General features: G+C 69.8%; 20 protein-coding genes. 10 read left to right on the top strand and 10 right to left on the bottom strand.

All coding sequences use genetic code 11. The annotated features are described in order from the left end of the window. Nucleotides 1-17: 17 nt before the first annotated feature. The 4 genes from ACFO8M_RS05155 to ACFO8M_RS05140 are packed head-to-tail and all read right to left on the bottom strand — an operon-like array spanning nt 18 to nt 3,089. The gene (locus tag ACFO8M_RS05155; protein WP_387971478.1) at nt 18-677 is read right to left on the bottom strand and encodes an NUDIX hydrolase; all 660 of its coding nucleotides are present in this window, start codon (nt 675-677) and stop codon (nt 18-20) included. After that, nucleotides 674-1,234 (bottom strand): TlpA family protein disulfide reductase, encoded by a 561-nt coding sequence (locus ACFO8M_RS05150; protein WP_387971475.1) that lies wholly within the window; start codon nt 1,232-1,234, stop codon nt 674-676. Before ACFO8M_RS05150 ends, ACFO8M_RS05155 begins: the two co-directional genes overlap by 4 nt. Beyond that, nucleotides 1,231-1,995, bottom strand: a complete 765-nt coding sequence (gene nth, locus ACFO8M_RS05145) for an endonuclease III (RefSeq protein WP_387971472.1) — start codon at nt 1,993-1,995, stop codon at nt 1,231-1,233. The genes ACFO8M_RS05150 and nth overlap by 4 nt, the downstream gene beginning before the upstream one ends. Further along, the gene (locus ACFO8M_RS05140; protein WP_387971469.1) at nt 1,992-3,089 is read right to left on the bottom strand and encodes a S8 family serine peptidase; all 1,098 of its coding nucleotides are present in this window, start codon (nt 3,087-3,089) and stop codon (nt 1,992-1,994) included. The genes nth and ACFO8M_RS05140 overlap by 4 nt, the downstream gene beginning before the upstream one ends. Before the next feature lie 249 nt (nt 3,090-3,338). Between ACFO8M_RS05140 and ACFO8M_RS05135 the strand changes: the two genes are divergently transcribed. The 6 genes from ACFO8M_RS05135 (at nt 3,339) to ACFO8M_RS05110 (ending at nt 9,825) form a co-directional block, all read left to right on the top strand. Beyond that, nucleotides 3,339-5,873: an SseB family protein gene (locus ACFO8M_RS05135; protein WP_387971466.1), complete on the top strand. Its 2,535-nt coding sequence runs from the start codon at nt 3,339-3,341 to the stop codon at nt 5,871-5,873. Continuing rightward, entirely contained in the window at nt 5,870-6,235 is a 366-nt protein-coding gene (locus ACFO8M_RS05130) for a hypothetical protein (protein ID WP_387971692.1), read from the top strand. The genes ACFO8M_RS05135 and ACFO8M_RS05130 overlap by 4 nt, the downstream gene beginning before the upstream one ends. 220 nt (nt 6,236-6,455) lie before the next feature. After that, nucleotides 6,456-7,610: a Gfo/Idh/MocA family protein gene (locus ACFO8M_RS05125; protein WP_387971463.1), complete on the top strand. Its 1,155-nt coding sequence runs from the start codon at nt 6,456-6,458 to the stop codon at nt 7,608-7,610. Then, nucleotides 7,607-8,698 (top strand): dihydrodipicolinate synthase family protein, encoded by a 1,092-nt coding sequence (locus tag ACFO8M_RS05120; protein ID WP_387971460.1) that lies wholly within the window; start codon nt 7,607-7,609, stop codon nt 8,696-8,698. The genes ACFO8M_RS05125 and ACFO8M_RS05120 overlap by 4 nt, the downstream gene beginning before the upstream one ends. After that, nucleotides 8,695-9,507, top strand: a complete 813-nt coding sequence (locus tag ACFO8M_RS05115) for a sugar phosphate isomerase/epimerase family protein (protein WP_387971458.1) — start codon at nt 8,695-8,697, stop codon at nt 9,505-9,507. The genes ACFO8M_RS05120 and ACFO8M_RS05115 overlap by 4 nt, the downstream gene beginning before the upstream one ends. Before the next feature lie 150 nt (nt 9,508-9,657). After that, nucleotides 9,658-9,825 (top strand): hypothetical protein, encoded by a 168-nt coding sequence (locus ACFO8M_RS05110; protein WP_387971455.1) that lies wholly within the window; start codon nt 9,658-9,660, stop codon nt 9,823-9,825. A 104-nt stretch (nt 9,826-9,929) separates the two neighbouring features. Here ACFO8M_RS05110 and ACFO8M_RS05105 read toward each other — a convergent pair whose 3' ends face one another. The 4 genes from ACFO8M_RS05105 to ACFO8M_RS05090 all read right to left on the bottom strand — a co-directional run bounded on the left by ACFO8M_RS05105 (nt 9,930) and on the right by ACFO8M_RS05090 (nt 14,057). Next, nucleotides 9,930-11,981 carry an HNH endonuclease signature motif containing protein gene (locus ACFO8M_RS05105; RefSeq protein ID WP_387971452.1) on the bottom strand — a complete coding sequence of 684 codons (2,052 nt, stop codon included), beginning with the start codon at nt 11,979-11,981 and terminating at the stop codon, nt 9,930-9,932. A 481-nt stretch (nt 11,982-12,462) separates the two neighbouring features. After that, a complete protein-coding gene (locus tag ACFO8M_RS05100; RefSeq protein WP_387971449.1) occupies nt 12,463-12,810 on the bottom strand; it encodes a VOC family protein in 348 nt (115 codons plus the stop codon). 34 nt (nt 12,811-12,844) lie between these two features. Further along, the gene (locus ACFO8M_RS05095; protein ID WP_387971446.1) at nt 12,845-13,597 is read right to left on the bottom strand and encodes a class F sortase; all 753 of its coding nucleotides are present in this window, start codon (nt 13,595-13,597) and stop codon (nt 12,845-12,847) included. Then, nucleotides 13,581-14,057 carry a hypothetical protein gene (locus ACFO8M_RS05090; RefSeq protein WP_387971443.1) on the bottom strand — a complete coding sequence of 159 codons (477 nt, stop codon included), beginning with the start codon at nt 14,055-14,057 and terminating at the stop codon, nt 13,581-13,583. Before ACFO8M_RS05090 ends, ACFO8M_RS05095 begins: the two co-directional genes overlap by 17 nt. 211 nt (nt 14,058-14,268) lie before the next feature. Between ACFO8M_RS05090 and ACFO8M_RS05085 the strand changes: the two genes are divergently transcribed. From ACFO8M_RS05085 to ACFO8M_RS05075, 3 genes are read left to right on the top strand one after another with little or no spacing between them, the layout of a single operon-like run. Beyond that, on the top strand, nt 14,269-14,745 hold the full coding sequence (locus tag ACFO8M_RS05085) for a 4Fe-4S binding protein (protein WP_387971440.1): 477 nt from the start codon (nt 14,269-14,271) through the stop codon (nt 14,743-14,745). Further along, nucleotides 14,742-15,290, top strand: coding sequence for an NADH-quinone oxidoreductase subunit J family protein (locus ACFO8M_RS05080; RefSeq protein WP_387971437.1), 549 nt, complete (start codon nt 14,742-14,744; stop codon nt 15,288-15,290). Before ACFO8M_RS05085 ends, ACFO8M_RS05080 begins: the two co-directional genes overlap by 4 nt. A 21-nt stretch (nt 15,291-15,311) precedes the next feature. Next, nucleotides 15,312-16,955 carry a DUF885 domain-containing protein gene (locus ACFO8M_RS05075; protein ID WP_387971434.1) on the top strand — a complete coding sequence of 548 codons (1,644 nt, stop codon included), beginning with the start codon at nt 15,312-15,314 and terminating at the stop codon, nt 16,953-16,955. Nucleotides 16,956-17,043: 88 nt separating this feature from the next. Here ACFO8M_RS05075 and ACFO8M_RS05070 read toward each other — a convergent pair whose 3' ends face one another. Next, nucleotides 17,044-17,928: a CHAD domain-containing protein gene (locus ACFO8M_RS05070; RefSeq protein ID WP_387971431.1), complete on the bottom strand. Its 885-nt coding sequence runs from the start codon at nt 17,926-17,928 to the stop codon at nt 17,044-17,046. Between the two features lie 134 nt (nt 17,929-18,062). Further along, nucleotides 18,063-19,196 carry a lytic polysaccharide monooxygenase gene (locus tag ACFO8M_RS05065; protein ID WP_387971428.1) on the bottom strand — a complete coding sequence of 378 codons (1,134 nt, stop codon included), beginning with the start codon at nt 19,194-19,196 and terminating at the stop codon, nt 18,063-18,065. 189 nt (nt 19,197-19,385) lie between these two features. Here ACFO8M_RS05065 and ACFO8M_RS05060 point away from each other — a divergent pair, with 189 nt between their 5' ends. Beyond that, nucleotides 19,386-19,835 (top strand): peroxiredoxin, encoded by a 450-nt coding sequence (locus ACFO8M_RS05060; protein WP_387971425.1) that lies wholly within the window; start codon nt 19,386-19,388, stop codon nt 19,833-19,835. Nucleotides 19,836-19,876: the final 41 nt, after the last annotated feature.

The following is a 19,876-nucleotide window of genomic DNA, read 5'->3' as shown; positions in this document are numbered from 1 at the left end:
CTCTTTCTGGATGCCCCTCAGTGCTTCTCGAGCTCCATCGTCCGGCCGGTGTCCCACGGGCGGGCCCAGCCGCCCAGGTCCAGGAGCCACGACAGTACCCCGGCGGTGAAGCCCCAAATCAGGGGTACGCCCGTGACCTGGAAGCCCGGTCCGGCGCGGCCCGAAGGGTAGGTGACCATGCCGCGCGAGTCCGGATCGGCCAGCAGCGGCAGCGGGACCTGGTGGGCCGCAGCGACTTCGGAGGCCGCCTGCGGCGCGACCAGGTGCGGCCTCGTCCACAGTGCGAGGACCGGGGTGACCGCGAAGCCCGAGACCGGGATCCACAGCGCCGGCAGGGTGCCGCCGACCGCGACCGAGTCGGGTTCGACCGCGAGTTCCTCGGCGGCCTCGCGCAGCGCCGTCGCCACCGCGTCGGCATCGCCGGGGTCGGCGGCGCCGCCGGGGAAGGCGACCTCGCCGGGATGGTTGCGCAGCGTCGCGGCCCGCTGCTGCAGCAGGACCGAGGGGCCGTCGTCGGGGTCGTCCCGGAGGAGCACCAGGACCGAGGCCGAGCGGGCGTTCTCCTCGGCGTGCGGGTGGAAGTGGTCGGCGATGACGCGCATGACCTTGGGCGGCTCGGCTTCCGCCGCGGCCTTCATCAGCGGGCGCCACCAGTCGGGGCGGGGATCGGGCGTCACGACAGCTCCATTCCGAACGCCGATTCGGCGGCCGCGGTGAGGCTCTCGGCGGTGACGCCCGGTTCGACGACGAGCTCGGCGACCGTGCCGTCCGGGTTCACGAACGCGACGCCGGGCAGGGCCGGGACGCCGAGGCCGATGCGGATCGCCTCTTCGGGATCGGAGACGGAGGGAAAGGTCATGGCGAACTCCTCGGCGAACCAGCGGCCCTGGTCCCGCGTGTCGGCGGTGTCGACGCCGAGGACGTCCACCGCGTTGCCGTGCGCTTGGTAGAAGGCCTCGACCTCAGGGGCTTCGGCCTGGCACGGCACGCACCAGCTGGCCCACAGGACGATGACGAGCGGCTTGTCGCCCGCGCCGACAGCGGTGGCCGCTTCGTCGCCGAGGCAGTCGAGTTCGAGGTCGCCGACCCCGTCGATCGGGGCCGAGCCCGAGGCGCACGCGACCGACCAGGTCGGTTCGCCCGCGTCCGCGGAGGCGACGCCGGGCTCGGGGGACTCGGCCGTGCAGGCGGCCGAGAAGAACAGTGCCGCCGCGGCGGTCAGGACCCGCTTCACGCGCCCACCGCGTGTTCGATGCCCGCGAGACGAATGAGCTCGTCCACGTTGTCGCCCTTGAGAAGCTTCGCGGCCTCGGCCGGGTCCGTCGGGCCCTCGCCGTAGGACGGGCAATGCGCGGCGAGCGTGCAGGCCCCGCACGCGGGTTTGCGGGCGATGCAGACGCGGCGGCCGTGGAAGATGATCCGGTGCGAGAACATGGTCCACTCGCGGGGCTCGACGAGCTTCTGGAGCTGGAACTCCAGTTTCACGGGGTCGTTGCCGTCGACCAGGCCGAGGCGGTTCGTGATGCGGATCATGTGCGTGTCGACGGTGATGCCCGGTACGCCGAAGGCGTTGCCGCGAATGACGTTCGCCGTCTTGCGGCCGATGCCCGGGAGCTTCACGAGGGAGTCCATGTCCTCGGGGAGCCTGCCGCCGTGGTGCTCGACCAGGGCCTTGCCGAGGCCGATGATCGACTTGGTCTTGTTGCGGTAGAAGCCCGTCGGACGGATGATCGCCTCGACGTCCTCGGGGTTCGCCTCGGCGTAGTCGGCGGCGTCGCGGTACCGCTTGAAGAGCGCCGGGGTGGTCAGGTTGACCCGCACATCGGTGCACTGCGCCGAGAGGATCGTGGCGATCGCGAGTTCGAGCGGGTTGCCGTAGTCGAGCTCGCAGTGGGCGTCCGGGTGGGCCGCGGCGAGAAGGCGGTCGATCACGCGGGCCCGGCGCTTCTTCGCCAGCTCGCTTTCTGTGCCCTTCCGGGCGTCGGCGGCGGTCACCCGGCCATGGTACGCGGGCGGCCCGGCAAACCGCTGCTTCCCCGATTGCCGCGCCCGCCGCGCAGGAGCAGCGCGGACATGCCGATCAGGCCGCCACCGGCGGCGGTCGCGACCGCGCTCCAGACCGGTGAGACCTCGGCCTCCGACTCCTCGGCCGACCGCGGCGACACGTCGGCCTCGACCGCGGCCGCGACGTCGAGAATCCCTTCGCCGAGGTCCGGGTCAGCGGCGACGGCCGTCTCGGTGAGCGCCCGGCGGACCTGGTCGGCGGTCCACTCCGGGTGCGCCGAGCGCACCACGGCCGCCGCGCCCGAGACGACCGCCGAGGCGAACGACGTGCCGGTCACGGTCTTGTACCCGCCGCCGGCCTTGAGCGCGGTCAGGTTCGCGCCCGGCGCGGCGAGATCGGTCGCCTCGCCGGTGACGGCGGTCCTCCAGCGCTCGCCGCGCTGGTCGGAACCGGTCACGGCGAGCACCTCGGGCATGCGGGCGGGGAACCAGACGTCCTCGCTCGGCCCGTCCCTGTGCTGGTTCCCGGTGCAGGCCACGATGAGCACGTCATGGCGTTCGGCGTAGGCGATGGCCTCGGCGAACCGCGCGGAGTCGTAGTGGCCGCCGAGGGAGAGGTTCACGACGTCGGCGCCGTTGTCGACGGCCCATTCGACGGCCGCGCCGACCATCGCCGAATCGTGGTAGCGGTTCTCGTCGTCGAGGACGCGGATCGGCAGGATCGCGGCGTCGGGGGCGACCCCGGGGTGAAGGGAGTCGGCGCGCCCGGCGATGAGCCCGGCGACGGCGGTGCCGTGGCCGACCGGGTCGGCCTGGCCGAAGGCCCGCTCGTAGACCGGGCCGGGATCGGAGCCGAGGACGAGGAGCCGCGGCTCGGCGCCGGGGTCGACGTCGACGTAGCTGCGGCCCGGCAGCACGGCGTCCTCGAGATCGGGATGGTCGGCGTCCACTCCCGAGTCGACGACGGCGACGGTGACGCCCTCGCCGGTGGCCGTCGGCCAGGCCTCGGGAGCGGCGACGGCGGAGAGGTGCCAGGCGACGGGCGCGGAGGCGCGGCCCGTGTGCGCGGAGAGCAAGAGCGCCAACAGCGTCGAGCACAAGCAGGCGAGAACGTATCGTGCAGAGCGGTCCCCCATGAGAACCGGATCGTTACACAGGGGCATGCCCACAGCGTGGGAATGACACACGTTCTCCTTTATGAATTCGTTATTCTCGCCCTACTGACGGAAACTTGACAACGCCCTCGCGTTACGGTGACGATCGCGAGGGGACGCCGCGTTCGCTCGACACCGCCCCATCCAAGACCGGTAGGGGGGAAGGGCTGAGTGGGATCGATGTGGGAACCCAGTAACGAGATCGAGCACCGACTCCGGGAGGCACTGCGGGCCGAGGACCAGGACGGATACTTCCGCATCCTGGCGCAGATCGAACTCGTCCTCCCACTGTCCTATGAGGACGCGAGCAGCTCTGGCGCCGACACTTGGGCCACCTGGACCACCGACGACCGCACCCATATTCTCGCCTTCACTTCCGAGGCCGCTCTGCAGGTGTGCTTGCGCGACAACGCCGGCGCGTCCCGCCGCGTGTCCTTCGCGTCGCTCGCCGAGTCGTGGCCCGACGAGGAGTGGTGGCTCGCCGTCAACCCCGGTCTGCCGATCGAGGGCTACCTCCCGGCCTGGTTCGTCTCCCAGGTCGCGCAGGGCATGACGACCGTTCCGGCCGACCCGGCACCTGAACCGGAACCCGCTCCTGACCCATACGGGCAGCAGCAGAACGACACCTTCTCTTCTGTGGCGCAATCCGACCCGTTCGCGAACCCGATGGCGCCCGCACCCGAGCCGCGGCAGGGGAGCTTCATGCCCCCCGCCCCGCCGGTGCCCGAGGTGCCGCCCGCGCCGCGCCGCTCCTCGGACCTCAACGGCTCCTCGAGTCTGAACGGCTCCTCCGGCCAGCAGTCCACCGTCGGCGGTACCACCCAGGCGGGACTCCCGCTGCGCCAGCCGCCGCGCGATCCCGAAGCGGCCGAGGCCGACCCGTTCAACGGTCACTCGTTCGCCTCGCAGCCGCCGCCCGAGCCCGAGTCGTACCAGTCCCGGCCGCCGGGCTTCGGCTCGCAGTCCAGGGGCCTCGGCTCGCAGCCGCGCGACGTGGGGTCCCAGCCGCAGCACTTCTCGCAGCCGCCGAGCCCGCCCGCGCCGCAGGAAGCCGCGTTCCCGGCCGACCCGCAGTGGCAGAACCAGCAGGACCAGTGGCCCGACGCACCCGACTGGCTGCGCGACCAGCAGCCGGACCCGACGACGCTGCCGACGCGCGCACCCGCGCCGCCGGCCGCCACGCCGGAACCGTTCCCGGCCGGGCAGTCCTTCGGCGGCGAGTCCTTCGGGAACGCCGCGCCCGCCGGCAACGCCGATTCGTTCGCGAGCCCGAACTCGTTCGGTCCGCAGAACGACCCGTTCGGCGCTCCCGGCAAGGCCGACTCGTTCAACGGCGACGACGCCTTCGGCAGCGACCCCTTCGGCTCCGAGCCGCCGCGGTCCGCCGAGTCGTTCGCGTCCATGTCGAGCGCCTTCGGCCGCCGCCCGGCCGACGAACCGCAGCCGAGCGCGCAGCCGCAGTCGCAATCGCAGGCGCGGCCGACGGAGCTCACCGGCGACGACGCCGAGCCGCTCCTGGCCGAGGCCGCGTCCACCGGCGACACCGCCGCGTTCCTCCAGACCCTGCTGTGCGCCAGCGTGATCCTCCCGGTCGGGGACCCCGCCGCCGCGCACCTGCGGGTCGGCGACCCCTCGTTCCGCTGGGCCAGCGACATCGTCGACGGCATCATCGGGATCACGGTCTACACCACGCTCGAGCGGATGGCCGAGCGCGCGGGAGAGGACACCCCGCACACCACGGTGCCCTTCGGCTGGCTCATCCAGCACTGGCCCGCGCAGGACTACGCGCTCTACGTCAACCCCGGCACCTCGGTCGGCGCCAACATGTCCGGTCCCGAGATCGAGCCGCTCCTCAAGTGGGCCGAGGCGAAGGACCTGCTCACGTTCGCGACCGAGATGGAGAAGCGCCAGGCCGCCGCCGCGCGCGCGGCCTCGCCGTCGCACCGCGTGCAGCCGATCCTGTGGCAGAAGACCATCCCGCACCACCAGGTGCCGTTCTACCTCGAACGCGGCTACGACCGCGTCGGCGGCTTCATCCACCCCGCCGAGGCCGTGGACCACCTGCGGACGCCCGCGCAGCTGTACCTCGCGCTCGGGCTCCTCCGCTTGAGCGAGGAGTTCAACCCCGCCGACGACTCGGTGCACGTGCTCCGCTGGATCGGCTACCGCACCGACCTGTACCCGACCGCCATCGGCGGCAACGACTTCGCGACGGCCGAGTCGCGCGGCGGCACCGTCGTCGAGCCCGGCCCGTTCCGCGGCGACGGCTTCGCGCCCTCCGAAGGCGACGAGCGCATCCCCGAGCACAAGGTCGACTCCGTGCGGCTGCCGCACGGCGCGAAGATCCTGCGGATCGACTCGCGCGGCGAGGTCACCGAGATCGCGCTCTACGACTCGGACACGCGCGAATGGTCCCCGATCGACGGCGCGTACTTGAGCGGATTTACGGCTCCGCAAGCGTTCGCCGAGGGTGGACCGGCGGCCATCGAGGCGCCTTCGACGCCGGCGCTGCCGGCCGGGCCCTCCAGCGACGCGCCGCCGCCGAGCGGCCCGATGGGCGAGGCCTACGGCTACGACGCGGCCCCCGGCTACGACAGCGCGCTGGGCGAGGCCTGGGGCGACGCCGACGGCCACTACGACCTGGTGCGGCCCAAGCCCGAGGAACGCGCGGCCCACGTCCTGGACCACCGCGACCGCGAATGGAAGGACGCCTGATGCGCGACGGCTACATCGCCCGCTGGAAGGGCGCCGAATACGACTCCAGCCCGGACGGGGCCCACGTGCGGCTCTACTCGCCCACGGGCGGCGACGGCTTCGTCGAGGTCGCCGACGGCCGGTTCCGGCGCGGCGTGCCGATCGGCGAGCTCGAGGACTTCTTCTACGTGCGGACCGTCGCCACCTGGCGGGGCGAGCCGTTCCTGGTGCTCGGCTCCTCCGGCGAATGGCTGCGCCTGGAGTACCGCGGCGGGCGCAGCGACGTGGCCCGCTCGCTCGGACTCGAGCCCTACGACAACGGCGTGTACCAGATCTGGGCACCCGCTGAAGAGGTCACCGACATCAGCGAGCAGTACCTCTAGAACGACGTGATTGAGCCCCGACCGCGCGGTCGGGGCTTTTTCATTGCGCGTTCCGCAAGCCTCCGAACGGGAAATGATCGTTCGGAGAAATCTGTCAGGAGACCGCTTTCACATAGGTGTCGTTTGATGTATAGTTCAGGAAACTAAGAAAGCGTTTGCCTGTCGCCTTTCGGTGAACGCTTGCGGAGCCGTTACCTGGCAAGGTCTGGAGCACATCCCTATGGCAGAGAGAATCACCGTCGGCATCGCCCTCAACGGGGTGACCGGTCGCATGGGCTACCGGCAGCACCTCGTGCGCTCCCTTCTCGCCATCCGCGAGCAGGGCGGCGTGGAGCGCGCCGACGGCAGCGTGATCTGGCCCGAGCTCACCCTGGTCGGCCGCAGCGCCGACAAGCTCGCCGAGATCGCCGGCCGCCACGGTCTGGACAAGTACACCACCAGCCTTGACGAGGCCCTGGGCGACGACAAGATCGACGTCTACTTCGACGCCCTCACCACCCAGCACCGCCTCGCCGCCGTCAACGCCGCCATCAAGGCCGGCAAGCACGTGTACACCGAGAAGCCCATCGCCACGAACCTCGACGACGCCCTGGGCCTGGCCCGCGCCGCGCGCGACGCCGGCGTCAAGAACGGCGCGGTCGCCGACAAGCTGTACCTTCCGGGCCTGCGCAAGCTCAAGCGCCTGGTCGACTCCGGGTTCTTCGGCCGGGTCCTGTCCGTGCGCGGCGAATTCGGCTACTGGGTCTTCGAAGGCGACTGGCAAGAGGCCCAACGGCCTTCGTGGAACTACCGCGCCGAGGACGGCGGCGGCATGGTCCTCGACATGTTCCCCCACTGGTCCTATGTCTTCGAAGAGACCTTCTCGCCGGTCAAGTCCGTGACCGCCCACGTCACCACCCACATCCCCGAGCGCTTCGACGAGAACGGCAAGGCCTACGCGGCCACCGCCGACGACGCCGCCTACGCGTTCTTCGAATTGCAGGACGGCACCGTCGTCCAGATGAACTCCTCCTGGGCGACCCGCGTCGACCGCGAGGAGCTCGTCGAGTTCCACGTCGACGGCACCGAGGGCTCCGCGATCGCCGGGCTGCGCAAGGCCCGCGCCCAGCACCGCGTCCACACCCCGAAGCCCGTGTGGAACCCCGACATCGACCAGCCGATCCCCTTCCGGCAGCAGTGGCACGAGGTGCCCGACAACGAGGTCTTCGACAACGGCTTCAAGCTGCAGTGGGAGGAGTTCCTGCGCCACGTCGTCGACGACGAGCCGTGGCACCACGACTTCCTGGCCGCCGCCCGCGGCGTGCAGCTCGCCGAGGCCGGCTACCAGTCCGCCCGCGAAGGCCGCCGCATCGACCTGGAGGACCTGGTCCTGTGAGCCGCAAGTTCTCCTCGCGCGTCATCTACTCCGCGGCCCACGTGGTCGCGGACCCGCTGGCCGACAACGGCCCCGGCCGGCCGGCCACGGTCGACTGGGACGCCACGATCGGCTACCGCAGGCACCTGTGGGACCTCGGTCTCGGCGTCGCCGACGCGATGGACACCGCGCAGCGCGGCATGGGCCTCGACTGGGAGGCCACCAAGCAGCTCATCCGGCGCTCGGCTGAGGCCGCGGGACCGGACGACCTCCTCGCGTGCGGCGTGGGCACCGACCAGCTCGGCGCCGTCTCGACCACGATGGACGAGATCCGCGCGACCTACCTCGAGCAGCTCGCGATCGTCGAGGACGCCGGTGCGGGCACGATCCTGATGTGCTCCAGGGCGATGGCCGCGAGCGCCAAGGGCCCGGACGACTACAAGTCGCTCTACTCCGAGCTGCTGAGCGAAGTCAGCGGCAAGGCCATCATGCACTGGCTCGGCCCGATGTTCGACCCGTCGCTCGAAGGCTATTGGGGCTCTTCGGACCTCGATGAGGCCGCGGACACGTTCGTCGAGATCATCACCGAGAACGCGTCGAAAGTGGACGGCATCAAGATGAGCCTCCTCGACGCCGAGGCCGAGATCGCCTTGCGCCGCAGGCTCCCCGAAGGGGTCCGCTGCTACACCGGCGACGACTTCAACTACCCGCGGCTCATCGCCGGGGACGAGTTCGGCTACTCGGACGCGCTGCTGGGGATCTTCGACCCGCTCGCGCCGCTCGCGTCGAAGGCCGTGCAGCGCTTGGACGAAGGCGACGTGGCCGGTTTCCACGCGATCCTGGACCCGACGATCCCGCTGGCGCGGAAGGTCTTCGAGGCCCCCACGTTCAACTACAAGACCGGCGTGGTGTTCCTGGCGTGGCTTTCGGGCTACCAGGACCACTTCAAGATGGTCGGCGGCTTGGAATCGGCCCGCTCGATCGAGCACTTCAGCGAGATCGTGGACCTGGCGCTGGAAGTGAACCTCTTCCCGGACGAGGCCCTGGCCATGGACCGGTTCAACGCCCTGTTGAAGGTCGCGGGCCAGCCGAAGCGGACCCTCGCATGAGCATCTTGGAGCGGTTCTCCTTCAACCACGCGACGGCGAAGTTCTGGGACCAGCGCGAAGCCGTCGAGGCCTGCGCGCGCACCGGTTCCGGGATCGGCCTGTGGCGTGAACCGGTGCAGGAGATGGGCGTCGAGGCGAGCGCGAAGCTCGTGAAGGACGCCGGCGTCCAGGTGACGAGCCTGTGCAGAGCCGGGTTCTTCACGGAGCCGACGCCAGCGGCGATCGATGACAACAAGCGGGCGATCGACGAAGCGGCGACGCTGGGCGCCCCGACGCTGGTGCTCGTCTCGGGAGGCATCCCGGACGGCGGCACGATCGACAGCGCCCGTGAAGGCGTCAAAGAGGCACTGTCGGTCCTCGCCCCGTATGCGGGCGAGCGCGACGTGACGTTGTCGATCGAGCCGCTGCACCCGATGTTCGCGAGCGACCGGTGCGTCGTGACGACGATCAACGAGGCACTGGACCTGGCCGCGCCGTTCCCGGCCGAGCAGGTCGGCGTCGTGGTCGACACGTACCACATCTGGTGGGACCCGCAAGTGTGGCAAGGGATCACGCGCGCCGGCCGTGAAGGCCGCATCGCCTCGTTCCAGCTCGCCGACTGGGTCACCCCGCTCCCGGCGGGCGTGCTCACCGGCCGAGGCCAGTTGGGCGACGGCTGCGTGGACTTCAAGCGCTATCTGGCCGAAGTGGACGCGACCGGTTTCGACGGCCTGATCGAGGTCGAACTGTTCAACGACGCGCTCTGGGCCCGCCCGGGCGCGGAGGTATTCGAAGAGACCAGGACCGCGTTCGCGCGGGTACTGGAATAGGAGCACCGCGGGCGCGGAACCGGCAGCGGTTGGGCAGCCGGATCCCGCGCTCGCGGATGAGCCCCCGGAACGCCGCGGGCGTTGGGTCAACGGGGTCAAGACCCGACCCAGCGCCCGCGGTTGGTTCCCGACGGCCTCGCGGGACGAATCATGGGCGCGGAGCGTCTGGCCGCATGGAAGGAGACCTCGATGGGCGACCACAGCCCGGCGCGAGTGCCATTCGATGTGGAGACCTACGTCGGGAACACCAAGACTGGCAAGGGCTTCTTCTGTGCCCTGGTTGCAGGCGAGCCCGGGTTCTTCCACGAAGTCGTATAAGAAGACGAAGAGCACATCGCCTTCTGGCATGTCGCGCCCCCGCCGCCCGGTGTCCCCCACGAGAAGCAGCAGTTCCACGCGCTCTTGGCCGAGAACGTTGTCATCTAGCAAGTCCCCGACGCGGCTGCCGCACTGGCGCAGCGTCTTCGTAAAGCGCTCCGCCCGTGAACGACATCTTCAACCGAAGCACGCTGACCATCTGGAGCTTCGAAGCTCCCAACACCCTGCGGGACAACCAATAGGGCAGGCAGGCGGTGGCGGCAAGAGTGTGGCGTCTTCTCAGGCTCGCTCGTCGGCCTCCCGGGCCTGATGGGTATGGGTTCAGGCGGGCAGCGACAAAGAGGCCGCTGCTTCCCGGGCTGGCTCTTCGGCTGTCGGCAGTGCCTGTTCCGGGTTGTGCCGGGGCGGGTTTCTTCCTTGGGCATGGTGAGGGGCCCGATCCCATATGGGTGTCGGGCTGCGCTGCTGGTGTTGCGGCGCTTCCCCTCAGCAGTCGCCCGCTGAGGGCACAGTAAGAAGGGTGGCTCCCCGTAGTCGACCTCCCTTGCCGGGCCAGCCATCACCTTCGATGCTTTGGGTGCTTCGGCGGGTTTGGAAGGCTTGGGGGCCTGGATGATCGACGGAGGCGGAGGCGGTGTCGCCTGGCTCGCTTGGCTTGCCTGGTTCGGTGTCCCGAACTTCTCTCGGCATCGGGCCTTGGCGGCTCGCATGGCTTTGAGGGCGCGGTCTCGGTCGATGGCCTCGGCCAGGGCATCGAGGTCGGGTTTCATGGCCTCGGACCATTCCGACCGGTACAGCCCGGTCGGGAAGACATCCCAGTCGGTGCCGGTGTGCTCAGTGTCCATGTCGGTATCGGTGCGCCAGTCGGAGCAGCCGCACCCAGCCGTGGTGTCGGTGGGGGCGCTCTGGATGCCAGCGTGGTCGTGGTGGGTGATGATGGCTTGGCCGGGGCCGGTCTTCTCCACGGTCCAGCCGGTGGTGTGGATGCGGCCGTGGTGGAACCGGCAGAGCAGGATCAGGTTCTCCGCGATCGTGGGGCCGCCGTCGGCCCAGTGCTGGATGTGGTGGGCTTCGGTCCAGGCGACCGGGCGCCCACACCCCGACCAGGCGCAACCTCCCGGCTGCTCAAGCTCCAGCTTCCGCCGCAGCGCCGTGTTCGGCAGGCGCAGGGCCCGGCCGAGTTCGACCGCTTCGCCTGTGGCGTAGTTGAACACCGAGGGGATCACCACGCCCTCGCAAGCGAGCAGGCGCGCCCTGGGAACCGAGATCGGGTCGCCCTCCAGCAGCGGGAGGCGGCCGGTGTCTTTGCCCTGCAACGTCTCGATATCGACCGTGAGATCGAGGGTGGCGGTGTGCCCGTGACGGGTCGCGGCCTGCGGGGAAGACCCGTAGCCGGCGAGGAGCTGGTGGAGGGCTTCAGCGTGCCGGTGCTCCTGGGGTGGGAGCAGGCCGTCGCTGTCTTGGTCTTCTTGACGGGGTGGCGGGCAGGCGGTCTGCAGGTACTTGTCCAACAGGCGGCCCGTGGTGTCGGAGAGTTCCGCGGAGAGGCTCCACATGCCGTTGTCTTGCGGCATCAACTCCAGGCGCTGCAGGGACTGTGCGCCCAACTCGTCCAGCAGTTCGGTTTCTTCGGCGATGGAGGCCCAGAGTTCGTCGAGGTGGCGTTGCAGGTCTTTGAACGAAGCATGGGCGCAGTACTGGGCGACCATCGCTTCCGGTGTCGCGCACTGGACTGAAGCGTCGAAGGGGGAGGGGACTGGTGTCGTGAAGGGGGTGCGGGCGAACAGGCGCATGGCGGGGGTCTTGTCCAACTGGCGGACCGCGAAGGCGACCTGGTCGATCCGGGCCTTCCCCGTCGTAGCCGCTTCCGCGAGGAGACGGAACTTCCCGGAGAGTCTGGCGATGGCCGCGACGGAGCCTGCCGTGTTGAACGTGAAGTCGAACTGCGACAACAACAGATCCCGCAGGGCGGAGAACCCGAACTCGGAACGATGCAGCCCAGAGGCCTTCATCTCGATCACCGCGGCGAGGACTGCCGCGTGCTGGGTGTTGATGAGAGAGGCGGCGTGGTCGAGGGTGGAGCGGATGGCTTGGGCCTGGGAGCGGCGGTCCGATGCGACCGGGGTGGTGATCGGGGTGGTGGTGCAGTGGCTCATCGGGGTCTCGCCTCCCTTCCGCTGTACTCGAATGATCTGGCTGATTTCGCTTGTTTGTGCTGTATCAAGCATAGATCGGTCAGGGGTCGACTGTCATCACCCAATCGGGTGAATCATCGATGTTTCTGCAGGTCAATAGCACTGTCCCCCGGGGTCGGGCGTGTCGGCCAGCGCCCCGAACCGACCCCGCGCTAGACGGCCCGGGCAGCCAGCGCAGGGGTGCCGGGCGGCTCGGACCGGGCGGCCGCAGTGCGACCGAGGCACCTCACACCCCTTTGTCGCTGCCCGACCGAACGCGGGCCACAACGAACCGCGAAGCCGAAGGACAAGCCGAGAGGGCTCCTTCCTCGTTGTCGGCGATTGAGGACCGCGAGCTCACTGGTCCAGTAAGTCGAAGCGAGGCAAAGCCGCGGATCGGCCCTCGGAATGCCGTTGGGGTGGGACCGCAAGGGGCTCGCCCGGTCCCGCCCCAACGGTCGGTCTATGCGTGGCCCTCGGCCACGCAGAACTCGTTGCCGTCGGGGTCCTTGAGGACGGTCCAGGAGAAGACGCCGCCGGGGGCCTCGTGGTGGGAGACCTGGGTGGCGCCTGAGGCGATGAGGCGGGCGACCTCCTTCTCTGCGTCGGTCGTGACGAGGTCGAGGTGGATGCGGCCGGGCTGCGTGCCCTCGACGAACTGGAAGGCCATGCCGGTGCCGTCGCCGAGGCCGACCATGACGTACTCGCCCCAGTCGGCGGTGATCTCGCCGCCGAGCGCGGCGAGCCACCATTCGGCGAGTTCCTTCGGCCGGTCGGTGTTGACGGTGACGTTCGCGATCTTCAAATCCATGGGGGCGAAGGTAGCCGGAGGGTCCGACATTCCATCATCTGAAGTGGTCACGGCCGTTCAGCGGCCGAGCGCGGTCCTTCTCGGTGGCGTCGCGGTGGCCCGTGTAGGTCGCGAAGACGACGAGGTTCTCGGTGTAGCCGCCCGACTTGCGGTCGAAGGCGCCGCCGCAGGTGATGAGGCGCAGCGCGGGTTCGGGCTCGATGCCGAAGACGTCCTCGTAAGGGAGGCGCTGCTTGGCGTAGGACTCGATCGCGGACACCTCGAAGACGACGACGACGCCGTCCGCGCGGGTGACCTCGATGCGGTCCCCTTCCTCGATGTCCTTGAGCGGGAAGAACACAGCGGGGCCGGAGCGGTCGGTGTCGACGTGGCCCATGAGCACCGTGGGCCCGAACTCGCCGGGCGTGGGCCCGGCCTCGAACCAGCCGGCCTCGTGCGGACGCCACATTTCGGGGACCTCGAAGTTCCCCTCGTAGTCGAGGCCGAGTGCGGTGAGCGGGGCGTGGACACCGACCGCGCCGATGTCCACGCGGGTCGGTTCGGAGCGGTCGAGCCAGGTGCCGCCCGCGGGGTCGGCGACGGCGAACGGGTCGTCGTGGAACGGATTCCCGAAGTGCGGCATCCGCAATGCGGGTACCGGGACGACGCTGCCGAGCATGAGGCCGAGGCCCCCGGCGAGCACGAACGAGAGGACGACGAAGGCGACCGGCCGGAACGCGGGTTCCGGCCGGTGGATGGGTTCCTCGTCGGGCGACGTGTCGCCTGTCGGTTCAGGCGGCAGTGACATTGCTGCGGCGCTTGAGCAGCCAGAGCCCGGCAGCCGCGACCAGCACCGCGGCGGCGCCCGTCCACATGACCGCGGTGGCCGCGTCCGAGGCCGTCGAGCCGCCGCCGGTGGCGGCGCCGGTCCCCGAGGTCACCGTGAACCTGGTCGAAGCGGTGTCGGAACCGCAGGTCACCGTCACCGTGTACGAGCCCGGCCTCATCTTCTCCGTGACGGTGAAGCTGCCCTGGGCGTTGTTGTTGTTCTTCGGCAGCTTGAAGCTCGTGTCGGTGTTCTCCACGTCGCCGGTCGCGTCCATGTCGCAGTTCGACGCGAGCACGTCCACGCGGGTGCCTGTGGCTCCCGCGGTCGGCGAGAGCGTGACGGTGATGGCCGCGTTCGCCGGAACGGCGCTGGTCAGCACGAGTGCGGCGCTGAGGCTCAGCGCGGCGAGCATCCCTCGGATGGGCTGCGGCATTCGCATGGGCACGGTTCCTCCCCGAACGGCACCGGGTCGCACCCGCTGCGTGACGTGTCAATGGCTCACGGTAATGGCTCTTATGGGCGCGCCAGGGGGTTTCATCGGAAAACCGGCCCCCGCTCCCGCGCCTGGCGAGTCGGGTATCGGACAACTCGATCCGCGAAGTGCGGCTTCGGGTCTGGAAAACCGCGGCGCCATCTGCCACGATGAGGGGATGAGGCTTCCCGGGAGCGGTCTGGTCAGCGGTCTCGCCGCGACCGCGCGCACCGCCGCGCGCCGCGCCGTCACCAGCCAGTACCCCGAGAACGAACCCGAACTCCCCGAACGCACCCGCGGCGTCATCGCGCTGCACGAGCCCAGCTGCACCTCCTGCATGCTCTGCGCCCGCGAATGCCCCGACTGGTGCATCTACATCGACTCCCACAAGGAGACCGTCGAGGTCGAAGGGGCCGCCCGGCCCCGGCAGGTGAACGTCCTCGACCGCTTCGACATCGACTTCTCGCTCTGCATGTACTGCGGGATCTGCGTCGACGTCTGCCCCTTCGACGCCCTGTTCTGGGCCCCCGACTTCGCCTACGCCGAAGGCGACATCCGCGACCTCCTCCACGACAAGGAGCACCTGGGGGAGTGGATCGCGAACGTGCCGGAGGCCGCCAAGACCGAGGCCGTGAAGGCGGAGGCCGCCGAGTGACGCTCGCGGACGTCCTGCTGCTGGCCTTCGGCCTCCTCGCGCTCGGCGCCGGGCTCGCGGTCGTCACCACCAAGCGGATCGTGCGTGCCGGACTGTGGCTCGCGGTCGCGTTCGCCGGGATCGCCGGGGCCGCGCTCGTGCTCACCGCAGAGTTCCTCGCGTGGGTGCTCGTCCTCGTCTACGTCGGTGCGATCGTCGTGCTGCTGCTGTTCGCGACCATGCTCACCAGGGCCCCGACCGATCCGTCCGATGATCTCGACCGACCGAAGCTGCCGGGGGCGCTCATCGCCGGCGGCGTGGGCCTCGGCCTCGCGGCGGTCGTGATCGGCGCGTTCGGCTGGACCCGGTCCGGGCTCGACGACCGCGCGAGCGGCGGGGCCGCCGTCATGGGCGAAGCGATCTTCGCCGACTGGGTGCTCCCGTTCGAAGTGCTCTCGCTGCTGCTGCTCGCCGCGCTGGTCGGCGCCATCGTGGTCTCCACGCGGTCGGACAGTCCCGGGTTAACAGAATTATCGAGCAACAATCACGTAACGAAGGTTTACTAGCCGCGCGGTAAGCTGACGGCCATGACCTCACCGATTTTCGCTTTGGCCGACGAGTACATCACGGCGTACGCCCGTCTCCACCCCATGTTCGCCGGTGCCGCCGGTATCAAGGGCGACTTCGGTGTCGCCACCGATTTCGGCCCCGAGGCCGTCGCCGAGAGGGCCAAGCTCGACGCCGACACCCTCGCGAAGCTCAAGGCCCTCGCCTCGACCGGGCCCGCCGACGACCTGGCCCGCCTGCACATGGCCGAGCGCCTCGAAGTCAGCGTCGCCCAGCACGAGGCCGGCGAATGGCGCCGCGCGCTGCGCGTGCCCTACGGGATGCTCCAGAGCCTGGTGGGCTATGTGGACCTCGCGCCGCGCAGGACCGAGAACGACTGGCGCCTGAACGTCTCGCGCATCCGGGCCATCCCCGAGATGCTCGCGACCTGGCGCCAGACCATGAACGCCGGGATCGAAGCGGGCCAGACGGTCGCGCGCCTCCAGGTCACCGAGGGCGTCAAGCAGGCCCGCCGCAACGCCGATTCGCGCGTGTTCGACAAGCACGTGGCCGCCTACGGCGACGGCCCGCAGGCCCGCGACCTGCGCGAATCCGCCGCCGCCGCGTACGACGCCTTCAACGCGGCCGCCGACTTCCTCGAGCGCGTCTACCTCCCGCACGCCGCCGAGCGCGACGGCGTCGGCGAGGAGCGGTACCTCCTGGCCGCGCGCGCCACGCTCGGCGCGGTCCTCGACCCGCGCGACGCCTACGACTGGGCCTGGGACGAACTGCACCGCATCGAGGACGAGATGGCCGCCGAGGCCGACAAGATCGTCGCCGGCGCCGGGCTCGACGAGGTCATCTCCCACCTGGACGCGACGCAGGCCGTCGGCACCCACGAGGAGTACCTGGCCTGGCTCACCGAGAAGCACCGGAGCGCGCTCAAGGCGCTCGACGGCGTCCACTTCGACATCGACCCGCGGCTGATGAACCTCGACGTGGAGCTCGTGCACGGCTCCTCCGCCGGCTCGGCCTACTACTCCGGCCCCAGCGAGGACCTCTCTCGGCCGGGCCGCACCTGGTGGCCCGTCGCCGAACGCGAGACGTTCCGCACCTGGGGCGAGCTGACCACGGTCTTCCACGAGGGCGTGCCCGGCCACCACCTGCAGATCGGCCAGACCAAGGTCACCGGCGACGGCCTCTCGCGCTTCGCGAAGGTCTTCGGCTCGGTCTCGGGCCACGCCGAGGGCTGGGCCCTGTACGCCGAGCGGCTCTCCGACGAGCTCGGCTGGTTCACCGACCCGGGCACCCGCCTCGGGATGCTCAAGGGCTCCGCACTCCGCGCCGCCCGCGTCGTCATCGACATCGGCTGGCACCTCGACCTGCCGCTGCCCGCCGCCGAGGCGAAGATCCACGGCGAGCGCTGGAACTTCGACGTGGCCCTCGACGTCCTCAAGACCCGCGGCCGCATCGCCGAGCACCGCGCCTACCCGGAGATCGTTCGCTACGCGGGCTGGCCGGGCCAGGCCATCTGCTACAAGCTCGGCGAACGCGCCTGGGTCGCCGCCCGCGCCGAAGCGCAGGCCGCCGGCGGAGCGGACTTCGACCTGAAGGCCTGGCACACCCGGGCCCTCAACCTCGGCCCGATCGGCCTCGACAACCTCGCATCCGTACTGCGAGGCTAGACCGAAGACGAAGGGGTCCAAGGCGAAAGCCCTGGACCCCTTCGTGCTGCGCTGCCAACTTATCGCTCGCAAGCTTCGCCAAGAGACGTCAACGCCAGCGTTCCTCCATGGCCGCGGCGGCCCGGTCGATCTCCTCGCCGAGCTGGCGCAGGTGCTCCTTCTCCAGGTCCGCGAGGCTCGCCGTGAGGCGGTCGGCCCGGTCGGCGCCGGGCAGGCGCAGGAGCCAGTTGCGGGCGATCACCGCTTGGCGGTACTGGTCGAGGAGGTGCTCCAGGTCGGCGACCGGGACGAGCACGTCCTCGGCGGCCCGCCCCAGCGCGGGCGCGGCGGCCTCGGCGAGGTAGTGCGCCTCCCTGGCGGCGATCCGCGTCTCGTCGCGCGCGAGCACGAGATCGGTGGCGTAGCTGAGCTTCCCGTACGTGTCGAGCAGATGCGTCTTCGCCCGCGAGAGCACCCCCATGAGCGAGGACGCGGGCTTGTCGCCGTCGCGGGAGAACCGTGCGTGCTCGGTGAACAGCCGCACTTGGCTGAGCAGGACCGCGACCCAGGTCTGCGAGGCGACCCCCTCGGTCTGCCGGTACGAGTCGTGCATCTCCTCATCAAGGGCCCCATACCATTTCGGGTACTCGGGGGCCACGAGGCCGAGTTGGTCGAAGCGGTCGGAGAAGTGGACGCGGAGCTTCTCGAGGTCCTCGGTGTGCTTGAGGGCCTCCAGGAGATGGTCGAGTTCGTGGCTGCGCGGCGGGGTCTCCGTGAACAGGTGCCCGTAGCCGCGTATCACGGTGCGCAATCGGTGGATGGTGATGCGGACGGTCCCGGCGGAGCCGGGCGCCTGGCGTTCGAAGGCGGCGATGGCGCGGTTGAGGGCGTCGACGTGGTCGGAGATATAGGTCTGGACCACGATTCCGGCCCGTGTGGACGCCGTCATCGGCTCGGGCCTGGCCTGAGCGGCCGGCGCTGTGGATGCTGACATGGCTCCTCCCCCCGGAAGACCTGCTGGATCAAGTATTCCAGTAGGCCTCCGGAGGGAGGAGCCGAAGCGGTGATATTCAAACGATCGTTCGGGCTTCAGCCCTGAGGCGGTCGCCCTCGCGAATCACCGCCTTGTCACGCGGGCATGCATTCCATCGCGGGCATCGTCGTCAGGTTGCCGGTGACATTGAAGCCGAAGCTCGCCGTCCCGCCCGACGCGATCGTCGCGTTCCACCCGGACGGGCCGGCCATCTGCATGTCGCCCATCGTGCTGATCTCGGTGTTCCACGAGTCCCTGATGGCGATGCCGGAGTTCGGCGGCCACAGCCAGTGGATCATCCAGTCGCTCATGCTCGCGGCGCTGGTGTTCTTGACGGTGATGTTCACCGTCGCGCCGCCGGACCAGGAGTAGACCGAGGCCGTGGCGGTGCAGGCGCCCGTCGGGTCGCCGGTCGGGTCCTCCGTCGGGGAGGTGGTGGGGTCGGTCGGAGGGTCGACCACGCCGCCGTCGTTGCCGGGGAGCTCGGCGCCCGGGCGGATGCCCGTGATCTCGCCGTTGCCGCCGTCGAACTCGATGTCGGAGCACGCGTAGAAGTTCTCGTTCGAGTCCGAGCGCACCCAGTGCGTGAAGACGATGTGGTAGCCGTCCTTCTGCGGGAGCGTCATGTTCGCGTAGTAGTAGTGGTCGTTGCTCCCGGCCCCGCCGGTGGCCGGCGGGTTCGAGATGGTCTGGAACTTCTCGAGGTCGTCCCAGGCGAGCGGCTGGCTCGGGTCCCACCCGTCCTTGGTGATGTACAGGTCGAACCGGCCGGGGTGGTGGGCCCAGTTGTTGTAGCGCCATTCGACGGTGTCGCCGGCGGTCACGTGGGTGCGCGGCCAGTTGCCCGGGTCGTTGAACGCCGAGAAGTCGTACGGGCCCTTGCCGCCGCCGTTGCAGATCTGGCCGTCGGGGATGTAGCCGACGGTCTGGCCTGCGCCGTTGGAGTCGAGGTTGCCGAACCAGTTGTAGAACGGCGTGGCGCCGCCCTGGTCGAACGCGGACTGGCAGGCCTCGTTGTACGGGTCGAGCGAGCCGTTCTCGGTGAGCGCGTCGAAGTAGCAGAAGTACTGGCGCGAGCCGGGGAAGACCGTGGCGCCGTGGGCCTCCGCCTCGTCTCTGCTGAACAGCGTCGTGATGGTCAGGGCTGCGACGGCGGCCAGGACCAGCGACATGACGGCGGCGATGCGGCGGCGTCTGCCGCCCAGCGCCGCCGTGACGGTGGTGGACATGGAATGACTCCTCTGACGTGCATGGAGCGCTCCCAACCTGACTCACTCGGAGCCAAAGCGATCTTGTGGACTGCTGCTGACGATATGGTGATATTCGAGTGTATCTATATCTATGGATGGAACGCAACGGTTCCGGACGGCCGGACCTGAACCGGTTCGCCTCCGGAATCCGCGGATAGACTCGGCTTCATGGACACTGGAGACACCGCACCTGCATTCACCCTCGACGACGAGACCGGCAATCCCCGCAGCCTCGAGGAACTCCTCGAGTCCGGCCCGGTCGTGCTCTTCTTCTACCCGCAGGCGATGACGGCGGGCTGCACCGCCGAGGCCTGCCACTTCCGCGACCTCGCCGCCGACTTCAAGGCCGTCGGCGCCACCCCCGTCGGCATCTCCCACGACTCGGTCGACCGCCAGGCGGCCTTCGCCGCCAAGCACTCCTTCGGCTACCCGCTCCTGTCCGACCCGGAGGGCAAGGTCGCCGAGGCCTTCGACGTGCGCCGCAAGCTGGGCATCGTCGGAACCAAGCGCAAGACCTTCGTGATCGGCCGGGACCGCAGGATCATCGGGGCGTTCAAGAGCGAGCTCAACATGAACGCGCACGCGGACAAGGCCCTGGAACTCCTCAAGGGCGCATAGCGAAGAGGCGGCCCGAAGGCCGCCTCTTTCGTCAGTACGTC

The sequence above is a fragment of the Glycomyces rhizosphaerae genome (assembly GCF_042647865.1).
GTDB classification, from domain to species: domain Bacteria; phylum Actinomycetota; class Actinomycetes; order Mycobacteriales; family Micromonosporaceae; genus Glycomyces; species Glycomyces rhizosphaerae.
This window is presented reverse-complemented; position numbering and strand designations above follow the sequence as displayed.

Bases quoted from the DNA above. Each gene is read 5' to 3' on its own strand.
- ACFO8M_RS05135 (WP_387971466.1), top strand. From the start codon at position 3,339: ATGTGGGAACCCAGTAACGAGATCGAGCACCGACTCCGGGAGGCACTG.
- ACFO8M_RS05125 (WP_387971463.1), top strand. From the start codon at position 6,456: ATGGCAGAGAGAATCACCGTCGGCATCGCCCTCAACGGGGTGACCGGT.
- ACFO8M_RS05115 (WP_387971458.1), top strand. From the start codon at position 8,695: ATGAGCATCTTGGAGCGGTTCTCCTTCAACCACGCGACGGCGAAGTTC.
- ACFO8M_RS05110 (WP_387971455.1), top strand. From the start codon at position 9,658: ATGGGCGCGGAGCGTCTGGCCGCATGGAAGGAGACCTCGATGGGCGAC.
- ACFO8M_RS05105 (WP_387971452.1), bottom strand. From the start codon at position 11,981: ATGAGCCACTGCACCACCACCCCGATCACCACCCCGGTCGCATCGGAC.
- ACFO8M_RS05100 (WP_387971449.1), bottom strand. From the start codon at position 12,810: ATGGATTTGAAGATCGCGAACGTCACCGTCAACACCGACCGGCCGAAG.
- ACFO8M_RS05095 (WP_387971446.1), bottom strand. From the start codon at position 13,597: ATGTCACTGCCGCCTGAACCGACAGGCGACACGTCGCCCGACGAGGAA.
- ACFO8M_RS05090 (WP_387971443.1), bottom strand. From the start codon at position 14,057: ATGCGAATGCCGCAGCCCATCCGAGGGATGCTCGCCGCGCTGAGCCTC.
- ACFO8M_RS05085 (WP_387971440.1), top strand. From the start codon at position 14,269: ATGAGGCTTCCCGGGAGCGGTCTGGTCAGCGGTCTCGCCGCGACCGCG.
- ACFO8M_RS05075 (WP_387971434.1), top strand. From the start codon at position 15,312: ATGACCTCACCGATTTTCGCTTTGGCCGACGAGTACATCACGGCGTAC.
- ACFO8M_RS05070 (WP_387971431.1), bottom strand. From the start codon at position 17,928: ATGTCAGCATCCACAGCGCCGGCCGCTCAGGCCAGGCCCGAGCCGATG.
- ACFO8M_RS05065 (WP_387971428.1), bottom strand. From the start codon at position 19,196: ATGTCCACCACCGTCACGGCGGCGCTGGGCGGCAGACGCCGCCGCATC.
- ACFO8M_RS05060 (WP_387971425.1), top strand. From the start codon at position 19,386: ATGGACACTGGAGACACCGCACCTGCATTCACCCTCGACGACGAGACC.